The 22,459-nt window shown below is 47.6% G+C and carries 25 protein-coding genes and 1 riboswitch; of the genes, 13 read left to right on the plus strand and 12 right to left on the minus strand.

Annotated features, from left to right (window positions below):
- Nucleotides 1-30 precede the first annotated feature (30 nt).
- Both alr and acpS read right to left on the minus strand, forming a co-directional pair.
- Nucleotides 31-1,104 (minus strand): alanine racemase, encoded by a 1,074-nt coding sequence (gene alr, locus P404_RS0106830; protein WP_026830358.1) that lies wholly within the window; start codon nucleotides 1,102-1,104, stop codon nucleotides 31-33.
- A complete protein-coding gene (gene acpS, locus P404_RS0106835) occupies nucleotides 1,076-1,462 on the minus strand; it encodes a holo-ACP synthase (RefSeq protein WP_014971522.1) in 387 nt (128 codons plus the stop codon). Before acpS ends, alr begins: the two co-directional genes overlap by 29 nt.
- 68 nt (nucleotides 1,463-1,530) lie before the next feature.
- Here acpS and P404_RS0106840 point away from each other — a divergent pair, with 68 nt between their 5' ends.
- Complete coding sequence (locus P404_RS0106840) at nucleotides 1,531-2,277, plus strand: rhomboid family intramembrane serine protease (RefSeq protein WP_026830359.1); 747 nt, start codon at nucleotides 1,531-1,533, stop codon at nucleotides 2,275-2,277.
- A 74-nt stretch (nucleotides 2,278-2,351) separates the two neighbouring features.
- On the opposite strand, the gene P404_RS0106845 is transcribed toward P404_RS0106840, so the two are convergent.
- From P404_RS0106845 to P404_RS0106855, 3 genes are read right to left on the minus strand one after another with little or no spacing between them, the layout of a single operon-like run.
- On the minus strand, nucleotides 2,352-2,615 hold the full coding sequence (locus P404_RS0106845; RefSeq protein WP_026830360.1) for a hypothetical protein: 264 nt from the start codon (nucleotides 2,613-2,615) through the stop codon (nucleotides 2,352-2,354).
- A 34-nt stretch (nucleotides 2,616-2,649) separates the two neighbouring features.
- Complete coding sequence (locus tag P404_RS0106850) at nucleotides 2,650-3,144, minus strand: hypothetical protein (RefSeq protein ID WP_026830361.1); 495 nt, start codon at nucleotides 3,142-3,144, stop codon at nucleotides 2,650-2,652.
- Nucleotides 3,134-3,409 (minus strand): 4a-hydroxytetrahydrobiopterin dehydratase, encoded by a 276-nt coding sequence (locus tag P404_RS0106855; RefSeq protein ID WP_014971526.1) that lies wholly within the window; start codon nucleotides 3,407-3,409, stop codon nucleotides 3,134-3,136. The genes P404_RS0106850 and P404_RS0106855 overlap by 11 nt, the downstream gene beginning before the upstream one ends.
- Before the next feature lie 164 nt (nucleotides 3,410-3,573).
- Here P404_RS0106855 and P404_RS0106860 point away from each other — a divergent pair, with 164 nt between their 5' ends.
- Together P404_RS0106860 and P404_RS0106865 are read left to right on the plus strand one after the other, a co-directional pair.
- Nucleotides 3,574-4,107, plus strand: a complete 534-nt coding sequence (locus P404_RS0106860) for a cysteine hydrolase family protein (RefSeq protein ID WP_014971527.1) — start codon at nucleotides 3,574-3,576, stop codon at nucleotides 4,105-4,107.
- A 16-nt stretch (nucleotides 4,108-4,123) separates the two neighbouring features.
- Nucleotides 4,124-5,575: a nicotinate phosphoribosyltransferase gene (locus P404_RS0106865; protein ID WP_014971528.1), complete on the plus strand. Its 1,452-nt coding sequence runs from the start codon at nucleotides 4,124-4,126 to the stop codon at nucleotides 5,573-5,575.
- 14 nt (nucleotides 5,576-5,589) lie between these two features.
- On the opposite strand, the gene P404_RS0106870 is transcribed toward P404_RS0106865, so the two are convergent.
- Nucleotides 5,590-5,919, minus strand: a complete 330-nt coding sequence (locus P404_RS0106870) for a hypothetical protein (RefSeq protein ID WP_014971529.1) — start codon at nucleotides 5,917-5,919, stop codon at nucleotides 5,590-5,592.
- A gap of 142 nt (nucleotides 5,920-6,061) precedes the next feature.
- On the opposite strand from P404_RS0106870, the gene P404_RS0106875 reads away from it, so the two are divergent.
- Nucleotides 6,062-6,547 carry a YwpF family protein gene (locus tag P404_RS0106875; protein WP_026830362.1) on the plus strand — a complete coding sequence of 162 codons (486 nt, stop codon included), beginning with the start codon at nucleotides 6,062-6,064 and terminating at the stop codon, nucleotides 6,545-6,547.
- Here the strand turns inward: P404_RS0106875 and P404_RS0106880 are convergent.
- On the minus strand, nucleotides 6,544-7,134 hold the full coding sequence (locus P404_RS0106880) for a histidine phosphatase family protein (protein WP_026830363.1): 591 nt from the start codon (nucleotides 7,132-7,134) through the stop codon (nucleotides 6,544-6,546). The two genes, P404_RS0106875 and P404_RS0106880, sit on opposite strands and share 4 nt — an antisense overlap.
- 51 nt (nucleotides 7,135-7,185) lie before the next feature.
- Nucleotides 7,186-8,145 (minus strand): alpha/beta hydrolase, encoded by a 960-nt coding sequence (locus P404_RS0106885; RefSeq protein ID WP_026830364.1) that lies wholly within the window; start codon nucleotides 8,143-8,145, stop codon nucleotides 7,186-7,188.
- A 245-nt stretch (nucleotides 8,146-8,390) separates the two neighbouring features.
- Between P404_RS0106885 and tnpA the strand changes: the two genes are divergently transcribed.
- The 4 genes from tnpA to P404_RS0106905 all read left to right on the plus strand — a co-directional run bounded on the left by tnpA (nucleotide 8,391) and on the right by P404_RS0106905 (nucleotide 12,636).
- Nucleotides 8,391-8,792, plus strand: coding sequence for an IS200/IS605 family transposase (tnpA, locus tag P404_RS0106890; RefSeq protein ID WP_026830365.1), 402 nt, complete (start codon nucleotides 8,391-8,393; stop codon nucleotides 8,790-8,792).
- A 4-nt stretch (nucleotides 8,793-8,796) separates the two neighbouring features.
- Nucleotides 8,797-9,873, plus strand: coding sequence for an RNA-guided endonuclease InsQ/TnpB family protein (locus P404_RS0106895; RefSeq protein ID WP_026830366.1), 1,077 nt, complete (start codon nucleotides 8,797-8,799; stop codon nucleotides 9,871-9,873).
- A 236-nt stretch (nucleotides 9,874-10,109) separates the two neighbouring features.
- A complete protein-coding gene (locus P404_RS0106900; protein ID WP_026830367.1) occupies nucleotides 10,110-11,075 on the plus strand; it encodes a metal ABC transporter solute-binding protein, Zn/Mn family in 966 nt (321 codons plus the stop codon).
- Nucleotides 11,076-11,143: 68 nt separating this feature from the next.
- Nucleotides 11,144-11,247, plus strand: a riboswitch (SAM riboswitch).
- Nucleotides 11,248-11,328: 81 nt separating this feature from the next.
- Nucleotides 11,329-12,636 carry a Na+/H+ antiporter NhaC family protein gene (locus P404_RS0106905; RefSeq protein ID WP_014971534.1) on the plus strand — a complete coding sequence of 436 codons (1,308 nt, stop codon included), beginning with the start codon at nucleotides 11,329-11,331 and terminating at the stop codon, nucleotides 12,634-12,636.
- Between the two features lie 48 nt (nucleotides 12,637-12,684).
- Here P404_RS0106905 and P404_RS0106910 read toward each other — a convergent pair whose 3' ends face one another.
- Complete coding sequence (locus P404_RS0106910; protein WP_014971535.1) at nucleotides 12,685-12,885, minus strand: hypothetical protein; 201 nt, start codon at nucleotides 12,883-12,885, stop codon at nucleotides 12,685-12,687.
- A 156-nt stretch (nucleotides 12,886-13,041) separates the two neighbouring features.
- Here P404_RS0106910 and P404_RS0106915 point away from each other — a divergent pair, with 156 nt between their 5' ends.
- Nucleotides 13,042-13,854, plus strand: coding sequence for an aldo/keto reductase (locus P404_RS0106915; RefSeq protein ID WP_014971536.1), 813 nt, complete (start codon nucleotides 13,042-13,044; stop codon nucleotides 13,852-13,854).
- Between the two features lie 68 nt (nucleotides 13,855-13,922).
- On the opposite strand, the gene P404_RS0106920 is transcribed toward P404_RS0106915, so the two are convergent.
- The 3 genes from P404_RS0106920 to P404_RS0106930 form a co-directional block, all read right to left on the minus strand.
- Complete coding sequence (locus P404_RS0106920; protein ID WP_026830368.1) at nucleotides 13,923-14,384, minus strand: hypothetical protein; 462 nt, start codon at nucleotides 14,382-14,384, stop codon at nucleotides 13,923-13,925.
- A 119-nt stretch (nucleotides 14,385-14,503) separates the two neighbouring features.
- Nucleotides 14,504-15,949: an alanine/glycine:cation symporter family protein gene (locus P404_RS0106925; protein WP_026830369.1), complete on the minus strand. Its 1,446-nt coding sequence runs from the start codon at nucleotides 15,947-15,949 to the stop codon at nucleotides 14,504-14,506.
- Between the two features lie 207 nt (nucleotides 15,950-16,156).
- The gene (locus P404_RS0106930; protein ID WP_026830370.1) at nucleotides 16,157-18,604 is read right to left on the minus strand and encodes a CoA-disulfide reductase; all 2,448 of its coding nucleotides are present in this window, start codon (nucleotides 18,602-18,604) and stop codon (nucleotides 16,157-16,159) included.
- A 209-nt stretch (nucleotides 18,605-18,813) separates the two neighbouring features.
- On the opposite strand from P404_RS0106930, the gene P404_RS0106935 reads away from it, so the two are divergent.
- From P404_RS0106935 to P404_RS0106950, 4 genes are all read left to right on the plus strand, one after another.
- Entirely contained in the window at nucleotides 18,814-19,341 is a 528-nt protein-coding gene (locus P404_RS0106935) for a type III secretion system chaperone family protein (protein ID WP_012371690.1), read from the plus strand.
- Between the two features lie 151 nt (nucleotides 19,342-19,492).
- Nucleotides 19,493-20,674 carry a hypothetical protein gene (locus P404_RS0106940; RefSeq protein ID WP_026830371.1) on the plus strand — a complete coding sequence of 394 codons (1,182 nt, stop codon included), beginning with the start codon at nucleotides 19,493-19,495 and terminating at the stop codon, nucleotides 20,672-20,674.
- A 25-nt stretch (nucleotides 20,675-20,699) separates the two neighbouring features.
- Entirely contained in the window at nucleotides 20,700-21,620 is a 921-nt protein-coding gene (locus tag P404_RS0106945) for an NAD-dependent epimerase/dehydratase family protein (protein WP_026830372.1), read from the plus strand.
- Nucleotides 21,599-22,456 carry a lysylphosphatidylglycerol synthase domain-containing protein gene (locus P404_RS0106950; RefSeq protein WP_026830373.1) on the plus strand — a complete coding sequence of 286 codons (858 nt, stop codon included), beginning with the start codon at nucleotides 21,599-21,601 and terminating at the stop codon, nucleotides 22,454-22,456. Before P404_RS0106945 ends, P404_RS0106950 begins: the two co-directional genes overlap by 22 nt.
- Nucleotides 22,457-22,459: the final 3 nt, after the last annotated feature.

A 22,459-nucleotide genomic window follows, 5' to 3' on the forward strand; every position in this document is an offset into this window, starting at 1 on the left:
TTTTGCCATCATATTGATGTCTTTTGAAAATTAGATTCGGGGTACACGTTTCGAAAACTGACAGAGTACTTCATAATTAATCGTCCCTAACCAATGGGCTGCCTCATCAATCGGAGCGCCTCGCCCAATCAACGTCACTTCCGTTCCGACTGGATAGGCGCGTGGCAAACGAATCATCAACCGATCCATGCAGACGCGCCCGACGATTTCGCAAGGAGTGCCATCGACGATCAACGCGTATCCTTGAAACTTGCGTGACCACCCATCGGCATACCCGATCGGGACGGTGCCGATCCATTCATCCGTCGGCGCTGTATAGGTCGCACCGTAGCTGATCGTCTGACCCGGCTCGACGTGCTTGACTTGCATCAGACGACTTTTTAACGAAAATGCCGGTTGTAAAAAATCGTAATAGGAACTCATCTCGTCCGATGGCAATGCGCCATAAAGGGCAATCCCGATCCGGACGACATTACACGGTTCTTGACCGGCAAGACGGATGGCGGCGGCTGAGTTGGAGGCATGAATATAGCGGATACCCGGCACACGTTCAACAAAACGCAGAAAAACAGTTTGTTGTTGCTCAAACAAACGACTCGTCAATTCATCTGCCGTCGCGAAGTGTGTGTAAATCCCGTCCAGTTCCATCAAATCCGGGTCCAGTTCTTTGAGAACGGCATCTAGCTCGTCCAGTGTCTGCAAGCCAAGTCGTCCCATCCCGCTGTCGACTTTGATATGAAGACGCAAGTGATCGATTTCCGTCAAATGTTGTTTTGCTTCCCGTAACCACTCCGCTGAGAACACAGGAACGGCGACATCATAATTCGAGGCAATCGGTGCATGTTCGGGTAAAAGTGCCTCGAGCATCAAAATCGGCGCTTGAATGCCCGCTTCTCGCAACTCGATGGCTTCTTCCAATAAAGCGACAGCAAGCATCTCTGCCCCGTTTGCTAAAGCGATTTCTGCGACAGTGATGGCTCCGTGTCCATATCCATCGGCTTTGACGACAGCCATCATCGATTGATGCCCCATCCGCGCCTTGATTTCTCGTACGTTATGGGCGATTGCCTCGCGATCAATTTCTATCCAAGTTGGTCGATACATCTAAACTCCTCTTTTCTAATAAGACTTGTGCAGCCGCGTAATGATCGGAATGCGTAATCGATACATGAATCGTTCCTTCGAACGGACCCGTCATGACCGGTCGCCCTGATGTTTCATTAAGCACTTCGAGATCTAACCAAGAGACATCAGCTCCAATCCCCGTCCCGAATGCTTTGACGAATGCTTCCTTTGCCGCGAACCGTCCTGCTAGATATTCCAGTTGTCGTCCTTCAGACAAGGTATGAAACCGTTCTTGTTCTGCTGCTGTCAAGATCCGTTCGATGATTCGTGGCTGACGCTCGAGTGTCCGTCGGATTTGTTGCAGTTCCACGAGATCGAGTCCTATTCCGAAAATCATTTCTGACGCCTCCACAGTTCTATTCTTCGCCATCTTCATATAGAATGAAGAGGAAGCGAGGTGTTGTCATGTTTAGTCGAACGGAAAACCTACAAACGTTCACACGTTCTTATCCGGTCGTTTCGTTGTTCATTTTAATCCAAGTCGCCCTGTTTGTCATCGAACAGTTAAACGCCTTTTTCAACTTTGGCTTTTCACCACTCAGCTACGGGGCAGCCATCAACCTGTTTATCGGAAATGGGGAATGGTGGCGTGTCGTCACGGCGACCTTCCTCCATTATGATTTTTGGCATATTGCGTTCAACACGTTTGCCTTGATCATTTTCGCGCCTGCACTGGAACGAATGATTGGTCATGCGAAGTTCGCATCCTTCTATCTCCTCGTCGGTACACTCGCCAATGTCTTGACGTATTTCACGAAAATCAATGAACCGTTTTACGGACAGGCCGGGGCTTCCGGTGCCATCTTAGGGTTGCTTGGTTTTTATGTGTATCTCGGTCGATTCAAGCGGACGGTCATCTCAGCCGATGATGCACGCCTGGTCTACATCTTCAGTGCGATCACGGCAATCTTTACACTTCTTGGTTCGAACGTATCCGTGTTTGGTCACTTGTATGGGTTTGTCCTTGGTTTTCTCGCCGGATTCATATTCGGAAAAAGCGCGGTTCCTTTTACACGCCCGTTCAACACAGGAAGACGTCCCGCTACAGGTGGACGTGTCGTTCAGACGAGTGGTTCCGGTCAAATGGGTCGGATCATCTTTTATGTCATCGTCGCCTTTGCCGTCTTCGGTTTACTCGCACGATTCATCTGACGCACGCTACAAAAAAAGCGAACCTTCCTGTTTTTTCCGTTTCCGGAATTCAGGAGGGGTCGCTTTTTTTAACCTTATTTACGTAATGATTCCGCTAAGTCCTTTAAGTCATCGATCAAATTATGAATCGTTTCTTGGTTGTCCGTGTATAGGGCGCGAATCTCTTCAAAACGTCCTTTTGGATCCTGTTTGACGGCAGAAAGCTGTGTGCTTGCTCCACCAAACGTCCGTTTGACGGCAGCGAGTTGCGATTGACGTGTATCTTTATGAAGCATCGACAACGTTGCTCCGACAAGGGCTCCACCAAGCGTTGCTACTACAAAGTAATTCTTTTTCATCTGTTTTTTCCCCCTAGACTAATTTGACTATTTATTATAGTGGTTGTAGAAGTTGATACCGTTTCATGACTGGGGAAGGCGCAAACGACTTCCCTGCTTCTTCAGCATACTGGTCGACGGTCAGTCGTTCAACTGATTTCGCGTAACGCGTCGCGTCTCCTTCATGGTTGAACTGAATCAACAAGACTAAATCCGTGCCCCGTTCGACACGAGCAATCCGTACCGCTTGAAAACTAGCATATTCTGCCCCAAGTACTTTTGGGTCTGACATGACTTGATGCACAAATAGATCACCACTGTTCTGATCTGCCGGAATCGACCAATAGAACAGACTGCCTTCTTCGTTAAAATTACCGCGTGTTTCAAGCAACGTGTACGTATTACCACTCTGGAAAGGGGATTTCCCTTCTGTTTCGATAAACAAAAGAGCTTCCCCACTCCCGCTTCCTGCCCGAATGTGTGAATCACGTGCTCGAATTTTATCAACAAAACTACCGCTACCGAATGTTATGGAAAGTTTAGATGGCATCACAGGCCTCCGCGAGTTCGAAGTCTTTGCCGGTCAGACCGCCTGAATCATGCGTCGTCACAGCAAGCGTAACATTTTTATAATCGATGATGATACGAGGGTGGTGGTTTAAGTGTTCTGCTACCGAACCAACCTCCTGTACAAAATCAAGTGCTGCCGGAAATGAAACCAGTGTGTAGACCCGGACGATTTCGTCGTCGACGACACGCCACTCGGACAGTCCTTCCAGACGTTCTTCCACTTCATACTCATTCAACCTCTTCATGCCATTTTCCTCCTCCACAATTATTTTCGTCCTATACCTTATACCCTACTTTTCCACATTCTTATACCTATCACTAGCGGATTTCTTCCTTTTGTCTTCGGATACAGATAGAGTACAATGTGAAAGAGAACACTATCTTCCATAAAAGAAAGGGGCAGACGCTCATGCGTGCGCTTATCGTCATTGATTATACATTTGATTTTGTGGCCGACGAAGGAAAGTTGACGTGCGGAAAACCAGGCCAGGCGATCGAAGGACGGATTGCTTCGTTAATGGATGAATTTTCATCCGCGGATTATGTCGTCATCGCAAACGATATCCATGAAGAAGGAGACACCTTCCATCCGGAAACGGTCCTTTTCCCGCCACATAACATCCGTGGCACTCATGGCAGAGACCTGTTTGGACAAGTTGCCGAAATGGCGCGTGTTGCGGATCATGTCATCGACAAAACGCGGTACAGTGCCTTTGCCGGAACGGATCTTGATTTACGTTTACGCGAACGTTCGATTCACGAAGTCCATCTCGTTGGTGTCTGCACCGATATCTGTGTGCTGCATACAGCCGTCGACGCCTACAATCTAGGATATAAAATTGTCGTTCATGCCGATGCCGTCGCAAGCTTCAATGCGATTGGTCATGACTGGGCACTCACACATTTCAAACAATCGCTCGGCGCAGACGTCGTCGGCGAATAAGAAGGGATCTGTCTTCATGTTACAACGTAACCTCGCACTTCATACTGACCTCTATCTTCCACGGTGGATGTACATTTATTGGCAGGAAGGACGTCATAATGAGCGTGCTGTTTTTGATGTCTATTACCGGACGAATCCGTTCGAAGGGGGCTATGTCGTCTTCGCTGGACTTGAAAACATCATCGAGTACGTCCAAACGCTTCGTTTCACGGAAGAAGACATCACCTATCTCCAAAAAATGATTGGTTTTCCGGAAGAGTTCAAAGACGAATTACGAAACTTTAAATTTTCCGGTTCGATCTCAAGTGTCAAAGAAGGCGAAATCGTTTTTCCAAATGAGCCACTCGTTCGAATCGAAGCACGGATTTTCGAAGCAAAATTGTTACAAACAGCCATCTTGAACATCGCCAATCACGAATCCCTCATCGCAACGAAATATGCGCGGATTCGTCAATCAGCGCCGGGAGCAAAATTCCTCGAAGCCGGTGCGCGTCGGGCGCAAGGGATTGACGCCGCTTACTTCGGGACACGCGCTTCTTATTTAGCAGGCTTCGACGTCACGAGTCTTGCTTCTGCCGGACGCGACTTCGGCATACCGTGCGGTGGGACGATGGAACACGCCGACATCCAGTTCCACGACGATGAACTGACAGCCTTCCGGACCTTTGCGGCGTATTATCCCGATCAAGCGACGTTGCTCGTCGATACGTACGATACGTTAAAAAGTGGTTTACCGAACGCCATCATCGTCGCCAAAGAACTCGCAGCAAAAGGGCATAAATTACGCGGCATCCGCATTGATTCCGGTGACTTATCCTACTTATCCAAACGTGCTCGGACGATGCTTGACGAAGCTGGTTTCCCCGAAGTCGATATCGTCTTGTCGGGTGATCTGGATGAATACGTCATCCAAGATTTACGTATCCAAGGGGCACAAGCCAATACATTCCTCGTCGGGACACGCGGTATCACAGCGTATGAACAACCAGCCCTCGGGATGGTCTACAAGTTGGTTGCGCGTGAAGTCGACGGAGCACTTGTTCCTGTCATTAAAGTTTCTTCGTCTAAAGCGAAGACGACGACTCCGCATATCAAGGAAGTTTACCGAATCGTCGACCGGGTGACGAATAAGTTCAAGGGCGACTACGTGACGTTGCTCGATGAAGATCCGACTCATCTGGATTCGATTGATTTGATTGATGTCCGGGATCCTTCATTCCGAAACCGGATCGAGAATTTTAACGTCGAGCGCCTGTTGACACCAGTCTTCGTTGATGGCGAGCTCATCTATTCCGTTCCGACCATCGAAGAAAGCCGCCAGTTCCATGAACAGCAAATCGGTCGTCTATGGGAAGAATATAAACGTCTTCGTCTACCGGAAGTGTACGCCATCACATTCAGCGATCGTCTCTGGAAGCTGAAACTCGATATGATTCGCGATACGCGGACCGCAAGCGGCATCAAATAAAAAAACAGCCTACTTCAGCTGAAGTGGGCTGTTTCATTTGGTGTCGGTGTCATTTGGATTGTCGCTTGTTCCATTTGTTGACGAAAGTACCACGCGAAGCCAAGCGCACCTCCGATCAAGACGATATACGTAATGCGTTGACCAAATTCAGCCAAAGAATCCGCATAAAAAATACTGATCAAGTGGTCGCTTCCACTGATGAGAAGCAAACAGGCAATCAGGAGCGCTATGCGATAAGCAAGCGTCGGACGATCGGTTGGTTCAGCATGCCAATACGTAATGATGTAATGGGCAAGTAAGATGATTCCAATGATTCCTAATACTCCTATTAGTGCTTGCGGCATAATGAACGGTCCTCCTGTTTCTGATTTCTACTTTCATTTAAACACAGTTCACTAAAAAATCCTCTCTAAAACTTTCCCACCGTCTGCTTGGTCACGGTATACTGGAGAAAATCTGTTGTCCATTCAACAAGGAGGCGTTTTCTTGAAAACCTTTAAATTGTGCACACTACGTATTTTAATGGATGAGTCCGGCCGAGATACAACGATTCCGGTTGCGATTAAAGATGGACTGACCGTCAGTACCGATCAGACGGCACAATGGGTCGCAGAAATCGTCGTCTTAAAAAACGATCAACCGATCATCGAGGAACTCTTCATAAAAAAATTACGGGCGCTGATTGAAATTACGATTTCTCGACCCGATAATGACCCCGCCGCGATGATTGTAACACCACTCGAATCCACACCGTTAAGCGAAGGCGTTTCTTACTTGTTCAAAGGAAAGATGGTCATGATGAAAAATGATTTATCCGAATCCATCTTACGTGAAGTCGTCGAAGACCACTTTACCGGTGAAGCCTTGATTCAAGAGTACAAAGACCGTCGTTCCAAACGTGGAGCACACATCACGAGCATCGCTAAAGAAACATTCAAACAGTACCTCCAGGAAAATCCGACCCTTCCTTAAGGGCGTTTTGTCGTGTCTGTGATATGGTCCGCTACATTGATGCGTTCAATCTCGTACCGGTCGGAAAAACGAATGTAGTTGGCACAGGCATTTTTGAGCGGTGTCCGGTAACTGAAGCTATCATCAATCGAGGATAACGCTGCTTTGATCGTATGTGAATGACAGACGATCAGCAGGCGTTTGCCTCGATATTTTTTGGTCAATTCTTCGACCGCTGAAAATACCCGTTCCTGGATTTCCTCTTCGGTTTCAAGTCCCGGCACGCGTGTCGTATCATTGGCTTGGACCGCTTCATAAATGCCTGCGACCGGTTGACCGGACGCAAGACCAAATTCCCGCTCGACCAACCGTTCATCCTTCTCCGTCACGTCCAGCCCAATCGAACGCCCGATGATTTCTGCCGTTTCGACAGCCCGTGACAACGGGCTTGAAATCAGGACATCCCACTTCTCTTGTGCCAAATATGCGGCACTCATCCCAGCCTGCCATCTGCCCGTCTCATTCAGCGGAATATCTTCTCGTCCTTGAATCCGTTCATTTAAATTCCAATCGGTTTGACCGTGACGCACTAAACAAATTTCTGTCATCTCGCTGTCTCCTTCAAAAGAAATATGACTGATTGTATCATGTTTTCTTGTTTAGTGAAGAGTCTCACGAGGTGGCAGGACAAGGACTTGACAGCTAAATGCTTCGATCCGTTCAAGTAAACGCTCGATTTTTAGCGGATTCTCGGTTTGAGCAAAACTGGCAAGTGAATGGGTTCCGTTCGGGAAGGAAAACAGGCGGACATCTGCTCCGACATCTGCTCCTTTTCCAACGAAATACAGCGCTTGCGCAAAGGGCACGATCGGATCTTTTTTTCCGTGCAACAACATGACTGGAGGTGAATCCGCTGTCAAATGTGTTGCAGGAGAGACTCGTGTCATCAAATCACGCCACTCGTCTCGTCCCCCGCCGTAAAATTTAATGTGCGCGATCCACGTTTGGATGAACTTAAATAACAAGAAATTCGTAGGTGGATATAAGGCGATGATACCGCTGACCAACGGGAGATGCTCGGCTTTTTGTTCACCGATGAACGCATTTGGGGCAAGTGCCGTCGTCAGCATCAGTGCCGCTCCTGCCGAATCTCCCCAAAGAAGCATTCGTCCACGCGCAATCCGTAAGTCATCCGCTTCCTGATTCAAGAAACAGAGTGCATCTCGGACATCCTCTAAGTTATCCGGAAAATAACTTCCGTCCTCGAACAGCCGATAGTCGATACTGCACACAGCAATCCCCAGTTCTAAAAAACGCTCGACGATTGGTGTAAAACAAAAGATGTCATCCCGACTTCCCCGGACAAATGCGCCGCCATGTGCGTAAATCGCTACCGGAAAAGGTCCGTCGCCTGGTGGATAATACAGATCCAGTTTGAGCTCCTGTTTATCAATTGTTTTATACAAAATGGTGCGAGGAGCAAGTTGCGCTTCCGCAAGCGGAAGTGCCGGTTCCGTCCACCGTAAAAGTGCCCCATAGTTATTCCAGATGCTTGCACCGGCTGCTGCCGTCGTCAGGATTGCGGCACCGCCCATCAACCACGCTGTTTCCCGTTTCACCTCATCACCTCCCAGACATGATCCCAATTTTTAATTCTTATTAGTCTTTTACCCCATTTTTTTAGAAGTCGAACTTCTGCCTGATTACAGAATTTTTGAGCGGGAAAGCCCACTCCTTTAGGGGTGGGATGAAAGCTCGGTCGGATACGGAGTGCCCACAAAGAAGCCGAAGGTTCTGGCACTTCATGTATCCGAAAATCTTTTTTTGCGTTGCAGTAAGTTATTTGAAATGATACATTGTAAATATGAAAAACAACTATCGAAGAACCCAGACCACCGTTTCTCTGATCAATTATCATTTCGTTTTTTGCCCTCGATATAGAAGGAAAATATTCCGTCGAAACGATGTAGAAGGACGTTTCAAAGAATTGGTGCATGAGATATGTGAAAGCTTAGAAATCAATACAATCGCCTTAGAATGCGATCAAGATCATACACATCTGTTCCTCAATGCCCCACCAACACTCAGTCCTGCTGATATTATGGCAAAAATCAAAGGCGTGACATCTAAAAAATTAAGAGCGGAATTTCCTCATCTTCAACACTTGCCAAGTCTTTGGACGCGTTCCTACTTCGTTTCGACCGCCGGAAATGTGTCGAGCGAAACAATCAAGCGTTATGTCGAGCAACAAAAAACAAGGGGGTGACACCTTGAATCAGACATTAACGGTGAACATCAAACTTCGTCCTACCAAAGTACAACAATCTATTTTGAAGCGTATGATGGGAACTTATATCCACACGGCCAACCAACTTGTCTCAGATATGGTAGAGGCAGAAACGATGCTTAAGCTGACGAGCAAGAATGTCCAGTCTCATTTGCCTAGCGCCGTCAAGAACCAAGTCATCAAAGACGCCCAAAGCCTCTTCAAGAAAGTCAAGAAATCCAAATTCAAAATCATCCCTATTCTCAAGAAACCCTACTGCACATGGAACAACCAGAACTATTCGTTCGATTTCGAGTCGATTTCTCTCCCGATCATGATGGACGGTAAAGCAAAGAAGATGGCAATCAAAGCAGAAATGGTCGATAAACACAATCGCAATTTCTCACTCCTGAATAATAAGTTGGGAACGCTACGCATCACGAAGAAGTCGAACAAATGGATTGCCCAGATCGCTGTCACGCTTCTCACGACCGAGAAGACCGGCTCCAAGGTTCTCGGTGTGGATCTGGGTTTGAAAGTCCCGGCAGTCGCAACGAATGATGGCGACAAGGCGAGGTTCTTCGGGAACGGACGCGAGAACAAATACATGAAACGCAAGTTTCGTACGAGACGGAAAGAGCTCGGTCAAAAGAAGAAGCTGAACGCAATCAAGAAACTAAATAATCAAGAGCAACGCTGGATGAGAGACAAAGATCACAAGGTAAGTCGTGCGATCGTTTCATTTGCGAAAGAGAATAACGTTTCTGTCATTCGCCTAGAAAGACTGGCGAACATCCGGCAGACGGCAAGAACAAGCCGTAAAAACAATAAGAATCTGCATACATGGTCGTTCTATCGCCTAGCAACATTCATTGAATACAAAGCAAGTCTGGACGGAATCAAGGTCGAGTATGTCAATCCGGCCTATACATCTCAGACATGCCCTTCTTGCGGTAAAAGAAACAAAGCGAAAGATCGAACCTATTTTTGTCCATGTGGATTCAAAAAGCACAGAGATTTAGTCGGTGCGATGAATATTAGATATGCACCTGTGGTTGATGGTAATAGTCAATCAGCCTGAGAACCTTTAGGGTCTGTCTCAGGAGGGGTGATGGCACACCCTCATCTGAAGGCTTGAGCAAAACAGAAATGGACTGCGCTCGCACAAGCACTTCAGAATCCCACTCATCCCGAAGGGTGAGCTTGCGGCTTTAGCCGTGGGAGTGTCAAGCTTGACGCTTCGTTTTTGATTCGTTATAGTGAAAAGGTTCAAATCGGAATAATTACGTTTTAATACTTCCTGGAGGTTTTATTCATATGAAAAAGTTCATCCCTGCCTTAACTATCGCCTTAACCGGTGCAACGTTCCTAACTGCCTGCGGATCATCCGACTCCGATTCCAATCAAGGTGCTGCGGACGATCGGCTGCAACTGTATACGTCAACGTTCGCAACGGCGGCAATCGCCAAAGAAATCGGTGGTTCCGACGTCAACGTCGAAATGATCGTCCCACCTGGTGCCGATCCCCACTCCTATGAGCCGACTTCTAAACAACTGACGGCAATCGCCAAAGGCGACCTGTTCCTTTTAACGGGTACCACGCTTGAGCCGTATTCGGAAAAAATCAAAGCGAGCCTTAAAGGAAATGATGTTCGCTTCATCGAGACGAGTAAAGGCATCGATCTCCTCGAAGCAAGCGCAACGCTTCATGACCACGAGGAAAAAGGACATGATGACGAACATGCGGAAGAGGAGCAGGATCATGGAAAATATGATCCACACGTCTGGCTCGATCCAAACAATGCCAAATTGATGGCAGAGTCGATCACGACCGCACTCGCAAAAGAAGTACCGGATAAAAAAGCAACGTTCGAAAAAAATCTGGCGGCATTTAATAAACAAGCCGACACGCTCGACCAAAACTTACAGCAAGCCGTTGACGCCGGATCTAAAAAAGAACTGCTCGTCACGCACGCCGCTTATGGCTACTTGGCTGAACGGTATGGGTTCTCCCAATTACCGATCGCCGGGATTTCTCCATCGGACGAGCCTTCCCAAAAACAACTGGCGGCACTCGTCAAGGAAGCGGAGTTACATGACTTGAAGTATATTGCCTTTGAAGAGACGGTTTCACCAAAAGTCGCCCGTGTCATTCAGCAGGAAATTGGCGCTGAAGCGATTACGATTCACAACTTGGAGTCCGTCACGAAAGCACAGCAGGATGCGTCTTATTTTGACTTGATGAATGAAAATGTGACGACACTAAAAAAAGCACTGCAGTGAAGTACTGTTGACATGCATTAAAAGATACGTTACGGTAGAAAACGTGTTTCAGACAATTAAATGACTTCTTTTTATCGCGAGAGACGGAGGGACTGGCCCAATGATGTTTCGGCAGCGGACGATTGATTCGTACTGTGCCAAATCCAGCAAGCTACGGCTTGAGAGATAAGAAGAGCGTCTTTTTCAGTAAAGACCTCCTTCTTTCTTGCGAAGGGGTCTTTTTTTTGCAGATGCAGAAAAGGAGTGATAGACAATGAACGAGACGATTACACCAAACAAGTGGGCCCTTCTACCATTACTTGTCTTTTTGGTCCTCTTTATCGGTGCCGGTATCTTTTATGATGATTTTTACAAGTTCCCGATTTTGATTGCAGCTCTGATTGCCTTGGTGTTTGCCGCCGTAACAACAAAAGGTAGTATCAATCAAACCGTTGAACGGATTGCGACGGGTGCCGGGAATCCGGACATCATGATCATGGTCTTTATTTTCTTACTTGCCGGTGCATTTTCCGGAACGGCTGATGCGATTGGTGCGATTGATGCGACGGTCAATGCCGCGCTTACGTTTTTACCACCGTCGCTCTTAATGAGCGGTTTGTTCATCATTGCCGCCTTCATCTCGATGGCAATGGGGACTTCAACCGGTACGATTGCGGCACTCGCACCGATTGCACTCGGTATTCATGAAGCAACCGGTGTCAATGTCGCGATTGCTGCGGCAGCTGTTGTCGGTGGAGCGATGTTCGGCGATAACTTGTCGTTCATTTCCGATACAACGATCGCCGCAGTCCGGACGCAGAAAACCAACATGCGTGATAAATTCCGGACGAACTTCCTGATCGTCCTTCCCGCGGCGATTCTGACCGTCATCATCTTAGCATTCGTCTCAGGTGCCGGAGATGTCGTCGAGGCTAAAGCGTTTGAGTTTTACAAATTGATTCCGTATCTGTCTGTCATCATCCTCGCCTTGTTTGGTGTCAATGTCATCCTTGTCTTACTCGGTGGAGCCTTACTGACCGGGATCATTGGTATGCTCGATGGGAGTTTTGGATTGAGTGGATTTGTCCTGTCGATGTCAGAAGGATTGATGGGAATGGCTGAAATTTCAATCTTGACGTTACTGATGGGTGGTCTCGTCAGCTTGATCACGTTTAATGGCGGGATTGCTTATCTGAAAGAAACACTGACTCAAAAAATCACGCAACGTCGTGGAGCAGAGTTCAGCATGGCCGCACTCGTCAGTGCAACGAACCTTGCGACAGCCAACAATACGATTTCGATCCTTGTTGCCGGTCCACTCGCCGCCGAGATTGCGGATACGTATGACATCGACCGGAAGAAGTCAGCCAGTATTCTCGACATCTTCTCTTGCGGCATTCAAGGGATCATCCCTTATGGTGCCCAATTGCTGATTGCCGCTGAACTGACAAAAACCGCTTCACCAGAGCTGATTCCGTATCTGTTTTATCCGTTCCTTCTTTTCATCTGCGGGTCGCTTGCCATTGTCTTCGGGTTCCCGCGTCGTAAGACATCTGCTACGCAAAAGAAAAACGTTTCGTAAAAACAAACAAGTCCGGCCGCCTGCAACGCGACCGGACTTGTTTTTCAGTTATTTTTTCTGATTTTGACGGTTTAGAATGAAATACGCGATGGCTGGAAGTGGGAACTGAACGAGTCCTGCTCCACCCCAGACCCACGGATTACGCCCAGTCTTGCGGGCACCGAGGAACAGGAAGGTCGCTTGAGCACCCAGTAGTGCCGCAATGCCCGCCCAAACGCCTTTTGGTACGTTTTTAACGGATCGTGCCATGATTTACACCTCATTTCTTTTAAGGTTTACCCCCCTTTTTTCTCTTTCTAACCGTTCATTTCCTGCTTTGAGCGTTGAAACAGACGTTCCTGCTCGTTCATGCTAAACTAAACGAGCAAATCCATATTCTAGTTTTATTGAAGGAGGAGTATACACATGCAATACACAAAACTTTCAAATGGTATCACGATTCCACAAATCGGTTTCGGTGTCTGGCAAGTTGACGAAGAGACGGAAGCACCGGCTGCCGTCGCAGAAGCCCTTCGTGTCGGTTACCGTCATATCGATACGGCTGCCGTCTATAAAAACGAACGTGGTGTCGCTAAAGGAATCAAAGAAAGCGGCGTGAACCGTGAAGATCTCTTCTTAACGTCTAAAGTATGGAACGATGATATTCGTGCCGGACGCACAAAAGAAGCTTTCGCTGAGTCACTCGAACGACTAGAGACGGATTACCTGGATCTCTATCTCATTCACTGGCCGGTTGAAGGATATATCGAAGCATGGAAAGCCATGATCGAGCTGTACGAAGCAGGAAAAATCAAAGCGATTGGTGTTTCGAACTTCAAAGAACACCACCTCGATACACTTGCTGAAGAAGGACTGATGACACCGATGATCAATCAGGTGGAACTCCATCCGCAACTTCCGCAACATGAACTGCATGAGTACTTACAGGACAACAGCATTCAAGTTGAAGCATGGAGTCCACTCATGCAAGGGAAATTCCTTGAAATCAACGACTTTAAGGAAATTGCCGAAAAACATGGTAAGTCTCCGTCACAAGTCGTGTTACGTTGGCATCTGGATAACGGAATCGTCGCCCTTCCAAAATCAGTCACACCAGAACGGATTGCGGAAAACTTCGATGTGTTTGATTTCCAACTAGATGCAGATGATTTAGAGAAGATTGATCGTCTGGCAACGGATGTCCGTCTTGGACCAGATCCAGATGAAATCGACTTTTAAGCATTACAATCAAAAATACACGGATCCGGCGATCGTCGGGTCCGTGTTTTCGTTGTCATGGATCTATTTTAGACATAATAGATTAAAATCGTTTCTTCTGCTTCTTCCGCTTTGCGGAAATAGGCACGCAAGTCACCAAACTGGTCCCATACTTCGTCAAAATCTCCTGATCGCCCCACTTCCTGATAGATCACTTCCAGTGCCTGCCGATCAAAATTACGCATGACTTCCGTCGAGATGATGAGTAAAGGTAAGGGAAGGATACCAACGATCGCCGCACGATCTTCGTTGACGATCAATTCTTCTCCAACAATCGCCCGTCCAAGATTATAATGTGTTTCTTGATCAATGAAGATATCAATTTGACTCATCACATGATACAGCGTTGCTGTTTCTTCCAGCGCAAACAATTGCTCCTGATCCGGTTGTGTTTCATGAATGAATAAAATCCAGTCCATGATGATATGCGGGTCGTTTCCAAACGAATCCCAGACCGCGTCAGCAACCCGGACATAATGTACGTTTTCCATCCTTCCCCTCCTTTCAATCGTTATCCTTTTTAAGTATTCCCATTTTCGGACTTCTTTAATGATGATTCCGGAAATCTCCCCTACAAAAAAGAGGACCAGATTGCTCTGATCCTCCTCTATTAAATCGCTTTTTCTTTTGAATCATCGTCCTGCCACGCTTCGAGCGTTTCTTTCCCCGGCAGATTCGGAATCGAATCTGTATAGAAACGAGGATCCTGCCCGTTTTTTCGTTGCGCCAAATAATCATCGAGTGCCAACTTCGCAATTTTAGATAATCGGAAAATCGCATACAGGTTGACGATCGCCATCAGACCCATGAATATGTCGGCCAGTGCCCAGACAAGACCTGCCGTTTGAACGAGCGAACCAAACACGATCATCCCAAGAACCATCACACGGTAGATCGTCATCAACTTTTTATTGCCATTGATGAAGCTGATGTTTGATTCACCATAATAATAGTTCCCGACAATCGAACTGAAGGCAAACAAGAAGATGGCAAGCGCCATGAATCCTGTCGCAAACGAGCCGACTTGAGAAGACAACGCGCCTTGTGCCAATTCGATTCCAGCAACAGGTTCTCCGCTCGCATCTTTTGTCGCGACGCCGCTGATCAGAACGATCATCGCAGTCGACGAACATACCAGTAAGGTATCGACGAATACAGCAAACGATTGAATCAATCCTTGTTTGACCGGGTGTGAGACTTCTGCCGTCGCAGCAGCGTTCGGCGCTGATCCCATGCCCGCTTCATTGGAGAAGAGACCACGACGGATACCGTTGAGGACAGCTGCCCCAATCGCTCCACCCGCAAGCGTTTTGAATTCAAGTAACCCTTCTTGGAAAATCAGACCAAAAACACTTGGTAAAACTTCAAGATTCGTCACCATGATATAGAGGGCGATCAAAATATAGCCCCCCGCCATGATCGGCACGAGGAAAGCCGAAACCGTCGCGATACTCCGGACACCACCGAAGATGACAAGGGCGGTCAATACAACAAGTCCCACTGTGATCCATGTCTTATCGATCCCATACTGACTTTGAAGCGACAACGAAATCGTATTCGATTGAACCGAGTTGAAGACGAATCCGAAGGAAATCGTAATCAAGATACTGAAGACGATCCCTAACCAACGTTGTCCGAGTGCTTTTTCCATGTAATACGCCGGACCGCCACGCCATGCTTTTTCATCACGTACTTTATAGATTTGAGCCAGTGTACTCTCAACGAACGCTGATGCCGAACCAATTAAAGCAATCAACCACATCCAGAAGACGGCACCCGGGCCACCCAGGGCAATCGCTGTCGCGACACCAGCGATATTTCCCGTTCCGACACGTGCTGCCGTACTGATCGCAAACGCCTGGAAAGGTGAAACCCCATCTTTTCCTTTATCCGTTCCTTCGAATAGAAGCCGGAACATTTCCGGAATCATCCGAAATTGGACGAAGCCCATGCGAATCGTAAAATAAATGCCTAAACCGACTAACAGGATGATTAAGACGCTTGACCACAATAAGTCGTTAATACCGCCGGCTAAATCCACTAGTTGTTTCTCCACAGGTGATCCCCCTTATTTATAAGTTCTTTCATGTAACCTTTTTTCACATGTGTTCTATGATACGAAAATAATTTCAGAAAATCAAATTCATTTTATCTATTGTTCTGTAGTTTCCTTGAATAAGTTATGTAAAACCTCACATCAGATGTGAGGTTTTACATAAAAAAACAAGCCCCAGTCCACTGAGGCTTGTCGTGTCAATCATACTTAGATGAACAGATTCAAGTTTGCGTCGTCCGTCGCACCTAGATAACTCGCGACACCTCCGTAATCGATGCCATCGAGTAACTCTTCTTTTTTGATTCCCATGATGTCCATCGACATCGTGCAGGCAATCATCCGAACTCCTGCGGCCTGCGCTTTCGCCATCATCGTCTCAAGCGCATCCACTTGTTTGTCCTTCATGACTTTTTTCATCATTTTTTGACCAGCCCCGCCCATATTCATGTTCGAGAGTGGCAGATCGCCGGCGTGTTTCGGCATCATCATGCCCATCATCCGTTCCATCGGTGCCTTCTCAACGGTCGGTGCATCTGGTTTTCGAATGACATTGAGTCCCCAGAAGGTAAAGAACATCGTCACTTGTTTCCCCATCGCCTGTGCGCCTTGCGCGATGACGAACGAAGCGAGTGCTTTATCGAGTTCGCCGCTGAAGACGACCATCGTCGCATCATCTGCTTTCGTGACGGTCGATTGGACAGGTTGTGTCGTCGTATTCCCTTTTTCGAGCAGGACTTCGACGATTCCCTTGTTCATTTCCGCCGTGTGGACAGTGTGTCCCAGTTTATGCGCCCACGCCTGAACATCCGGCAGGAATCCTGGATCCGAGGCTTTGATGAAAACTTGATCGCCGTCTTGCAGTTGATCAATCTTCGTTTTTAATTCCACAATCGGGCCCGGGCATTGGAGACCGCATGTATCCAGTAACGTAATCTGCTCTTTTGTTGCTCGTTTCGGCTCACTTTTCGTAATCGTCACAGCTGTTTCCTCCCGTACTTGGCTTCTCGCTTCGCGGTCACGGTGTACCGTCGCCCACGTCTTGTAACCGCCACTTAAGTTTTTGACAGTAAATCCGTTTTGCTTAAGCAATTGACTCGCGACATATCCACGTAATCCGACTTGGCAGGTCACGTAAATCGGTTGATCTTTTGGCAACTCATCCAGCGACTGACGCAACGTCGGTAACGAGATGTTAACAGATCCCGGAATCGAGCCGAGTTCATTTTCGGAAGGTTCCCGAACATCTAGCAACAGTCCGCCATTTGCGACAATCTGATCAATTTCATGCCAATGAACGTTTTCACTGTCCCCAAGCACGATGTTCGAGGCAATGTATCCTGCCATATTGACCGGATCCTTTGCTGAACTATAAGGAGGGGCATACGATAATTCAAGATCTGGTAGATCAAGAACCGTCAGCCCGCCTTTAATTGCCGTCGCTAGGACGTCAATTCGTTTTTCGACACCCGTCATCCCGATGGCTTGTGCACCAAAAATCGTTCCATCGACCGGATCAAACAGTAGTTTCATCGAAATCGGACTGGCACCAGGATAATAACCGGCGTGGGAACCCGGATGCAGATGAACCGCTTCGTAGCGGCGTCCAGACTGACGAAGGCGTTTTTCATTGACGCCGGTTGAAGCGACCGTCAAATCAAACACTTTTGCGACAGCCGTGCCGAGTGTCCCTGTGTACCGGACATCTCGACCCGTGATGATATCGGCGACGAGACGCCCTTGACGGTTCGCCGGCCAAGCAAGCGGAACGTGGACCGGTTCACCCGTAATATAGTCTTTGACTTCAATCGCGTCACCAATCGCAAAGATGGAAGGGTCTGAAGTCCGGAGTGTCTCGTCGACTTGAATCGTTTGTTTGATTCCGAGCTTAAGTCCGGCATCTGAAGCCAAGTTACTTTCTGGCATGACGCCGATCGACAGGATGTTCATCTCCGTCTGAATGATTTTCCCACTCGTCAGCACGACCTGTGTACCGGCTTGCTCAAACCGTTCCACACCATCCTCTAAAATCAGATCAACCCCTTTGGCACGTAGATGTTCATGCACAATCGCAGCCATCTCCGGATCGACGGGTGCCATGACTTGATCCGCCATCTCAATCAATGTCACACGTGCACCGCGCTCGACTAAGTTCTCCGCCATCTCAAGACCGATGAACCCACCACCGATGACCGTCGCATGGGATGGACGGGTTTCGTCGACGTATTGACGCATCTTGTCAGTGTCCGGGATATTCCGTAACGTAAAGACGTTCGTCGCTTCCGTCAACCCCGGGATGCCCGGCCGGATTGGTTTTGCTCCTGGTGACAGGATTAGATGATCGTATGTTTCTTCATATTCTTCTCCCGTCTCCACTTTACGAATGATTACGGTTTTTTGCTCACGATTGATTCGGATTGCTTCAGACAAATTCCGGACATCCAGATTGAATCGTGCGTTCATGCCTTCAGGAGTTTGAACCAATAATTTATTTCGGTCTTTAATGACGTCACCGATATAATACGGTAGACCACAATTCGCAAAAGAAATTTCCTTACCCCGCTCTAATAGAATGATTTCTGCCGTTTCATCCAATCGACGTAATCGTGCTGCTGCAGTTGCCCCACCTGCTACTCCACCTACAATGATTGTTTTCATCTTGTCTTCCTCCTTGAGTAGAATCCATTATTGTCTATGTGTACCAATATACCCATTCAGGTATACCTTTTCAAGTTATCTGTTCGTTCATTCACAAAGATGTCTTGCTTTAAAATGAAAATGTTCCTTTGAGGATAACGGACATTAGTTGCAATTCCATCTGAAATGCTTGAAACTGAGATTACAGTATCTATAAGGGGGATTTTTAAATGGACCAGGATCGTAACTCAAAAGACACGAACGATAACAAAGTCACACCGATTAACCAAAACAGTCAGCCAGAAACAAATGAGAACGGCGTCACAGCTGTTCAGCAACAGTATCTGGAAGAGTTCCAAGCTTTCTTAGTCGAAAAAGGCATCCCGATGGAAGCACGTGAGAACGAAACACATGTCTTCTTCATGACACAAGAAAAAACGCCATCTGGTGCTGAACCGATGATGATGATCGTCTTCAGCAAAACAGCAACGGATGTCGAATTGTTCGCTCGGACGATTACACATGTACCAGACGGTGTCGAAGATTTACCTATCTTAAATGCTATCAACGACTTTAACCAAGAGTTCAAATACTTCCGTGTCGTTCTCGACAGCGACCGTGATGTGACGATTGCTTCGACGATCGACTTGGATCATGGCTTTAATCCGGCAGCGATCTTTGGTCACTCGGTCATGATGTTCCAAGCTTCTGACGAAGTATTTGCGTATCTCACGAAACTGTATGACCAAGTTCAGTAAAACATCACCTTAAAATGGCTTCCGAGGCTTCTCGAGAGCCATTTTTTTCATTTTAAAGTTCAATTGACAATGAGAATTATTCTCGCTATAGTTAGATTTGTGAAAACAACATCATTTTATCAACTAATTATATATTCTGGGGGAATCGATTATGAAAAAACGAATTAAGGTAGCATCACTCTTCATTACGGCAGGATTACTTGCTGCTTGTGGCAACAGCGAAGAAACGACGACGGCTCCGAAAAAAGAGAAAACAGAGCAAACATCGGAGACGAAAACCAACGCCGGTATTGCGGCAACGACTTTAAAAGATGAATTGACGATTTTCAGTTCTATCAAGGCGGAGCTCGACAAAGCAAAAGAAGGTCAAGCCATCGACTGGAAAATGGTTACGACGAGTTATGACTCAAAATTAAAAGGCGGCGTCTCGACCGCTGCTCCTGAAATCGAAGAAGTCATCAGTTCCGCATTGGCGGGTGTCGAATCAAAAGAACTGGATGAGAACGTTGCCCGTCAACTTGTCGACAAAGGCATTCAGTCTTACTTCTATAAACTCCAAAAATCAACACAAGCGACAGCAGAAGAAGCCGTTGCGGCCGGCAAAACGGACGAAGCGACAGCTGCACTGAACGATATTAAAGACATGTCAGAAACGGTCTTCATCCCGACTGCCGAAAAACGGGATGCAAGTTACGGCTTTAAAAACGAAGACTCCATCGCTCAAGCCATCAATTCTGGGTTGACGGCACAGGAAGAAGCGATCACGGCGAAAAAGCCTGCCGATTTCAACGTGGCTAAACAGCTAACGGATAAATCAATCTACCGGTCGTTCTACCTTGCATCTCTCGGTTATGCGCAAAAAGTAGAAGAAGGCGTTAAAGCAGGTACAGATGAGAAGGAATTACAGATGGAGCAAGCCGAAGGATATGGTTTCTTGCTTGCTATTGAGGAATCACTGGCTGGTGGAGATGAAGAAGCAGTCACTAAACTAAAAGATCTTTATGATTTCTCAAAAACAAAACCTGAAGGTATTAAGTACAAAGAAGTGGAGAGCTTATTTGCCAAAGCATTAACTGCAAAAATTGACGGATACCACGAAGAAACACAAGAAGCACTTGAGAAAAAAGATGTTGATACGGCACGGGTCGAAGCGATGGAAGCAAACATGTTCGTCATTGCGATGAAACCGACACTTGAGAGTCGTCTCGGAAAAGAACAAGCCAGCACAGTGCTGTCTGACGCCAATGACTGGTATGCAATGGTTGAAAAAGGCGACGTGAAAGCTGAAGAGACAGGCAAGAAAGTCATTGACGCTTTAGAGCCGCTTAACTAAACGACTGGAAATGGAGGGGCGCGACATGCAAATTGGAATCACAGGTGGCGCAGGTTTCATTGGAGCGGCCCTCGCGCTTCGCCTTCAAGCGAGTGGTCATACCGTTAGTGTCATCGATGCTTTCACAGATTATTATGACGTTAAACTGAAACTGGAACGGGCTCATCTTTTGCAACAGCACGGGATTGAGGTCATTGAAGGGAACGTGCATGAGGATATGGCGACTTGGTGCGCCTCCCGTTCCTTTGCCGCCCTGTTTCATCTCGCCGCCTTGCCCGGTGTACCCGGCTCGTTGGCGGAACCGCACCGGTACATCGAGGATGATATCGCGATGACAGTGACCGTTCTTGAAGCAGCGCGCACACATTCCATTCCGCATCTGTTTTTTGCTTCTTCATCCTCCGTCTACGGTGAACAGACGGGTGCACTTGTTGAACATCAAGCAACCGGACAAGTGATGAGTCCCTACGCGGCAGCGAAATACAGTGCTGAGACATTTTGTCAGGCCTATCAGAATCTGTACGGTCTACAAATCGGCATCTTCCGCTTCTTCACTGTCTATGGTCCGTACGGCCGACCGGATATGGCGCTGTATCGGTTCATCGAACACGCCTTACACGGTCAACCGTTGACGGTTTTCGGTAAACCGGTTCGAGACTTCACTTATATTGACGACATCACACGGGGAATGGAACAAGCGCTGGAAGCACAGGCAACCGGTATTTTCAATCTAGGTGCCAACCGTCCGGAGTCAGTTCAAGACGTTGCAGCAATGCTCGGTAAACGGTTTGACGTGCCGGTAGCATTTGCTCCCGCACGGGCGGGAGATGTTTCAATGACATGGAGTAACACCGATGCGGCAAGGCAGACGTTCGGTTATGTTCCATCCGTCACGCTCGCTGATGGAATTGAACGGATGATCACATGGCATCTCGATCGCCTGTGATACGTGGGGCTGCGGGCGTCTTTCTGACGTTTGCAGCTCTTTTTTTACTCGTTCGTTTTGGACTGGAACTGCCTGTTGTTTACGACGATCTCCAAACCCTGTTGACATCTTCCTGGACAGTTGCCGCTACCGTCACCTATGCTTTCGCCTTTTATTTACGGGCGCTTGCTTGGCGAAACGCCGATGAAAAAACAGGTCCCACTGCGGTCTATCTGACGAGTCTCTATCTGGGACTCGCCATCAATCACCTCTCCCCCGTCAAACTCGGGGAAGCAGTGCGTTTGCTGACCGCACGCGCCATCGGTAGTCCGATGAAACGGACAACGGCGATTTTTGTCGCCCAACGCGGCATCGACCTATCCGTACTCGGTCTTTTCGTCGCTACCGGGTTATTATTAGGACAGACGGTATGGGTGGCCGGGGTCGCCTGTATCCTCGGTCTACTCGCACTACTGCTGGTCCGTCGATTCATCAAAACGATTTATCCGTTGATCGGCTATGGTGCACTTGCTTGGATGTGTGAAGCCGGCGCTGTTTTTTGCCTCTTTCAAGGTGCTGACGTCACCGTCGCTTTTCCGATTGTTCTAATCGCAATGAGTGCGGGCGTCTTATCCGGGATTGCCCAGTTTACGCCGGGTGGACTCGGGACGTATGAACTTGCGATGGGGACCGTCTTGCAGTTAGCGGATGTTCCACATCCCTATGAACTTGCCTTGATGACACATGTCTTTAAATACGCTTTTGCCTTTTTGGCCCCTCTTTATGTAGGTGTCCGACACTTCAAAATCGTGAAACAACTCTTCAACCAGTTTAAGGAGCACGATCAGAAAGGATGACAT

This window comes from Exiguobacterium antarcticum DSM 14480 (assembly GCF_000685865.1).
Classification (GTDB): Bacteria; Bacillota; Bacilli; order Exiguobacteriales; family Exiguobacteriaceae; genus Exiguobacterium_A; species Exiguobacterium_A antarcticum.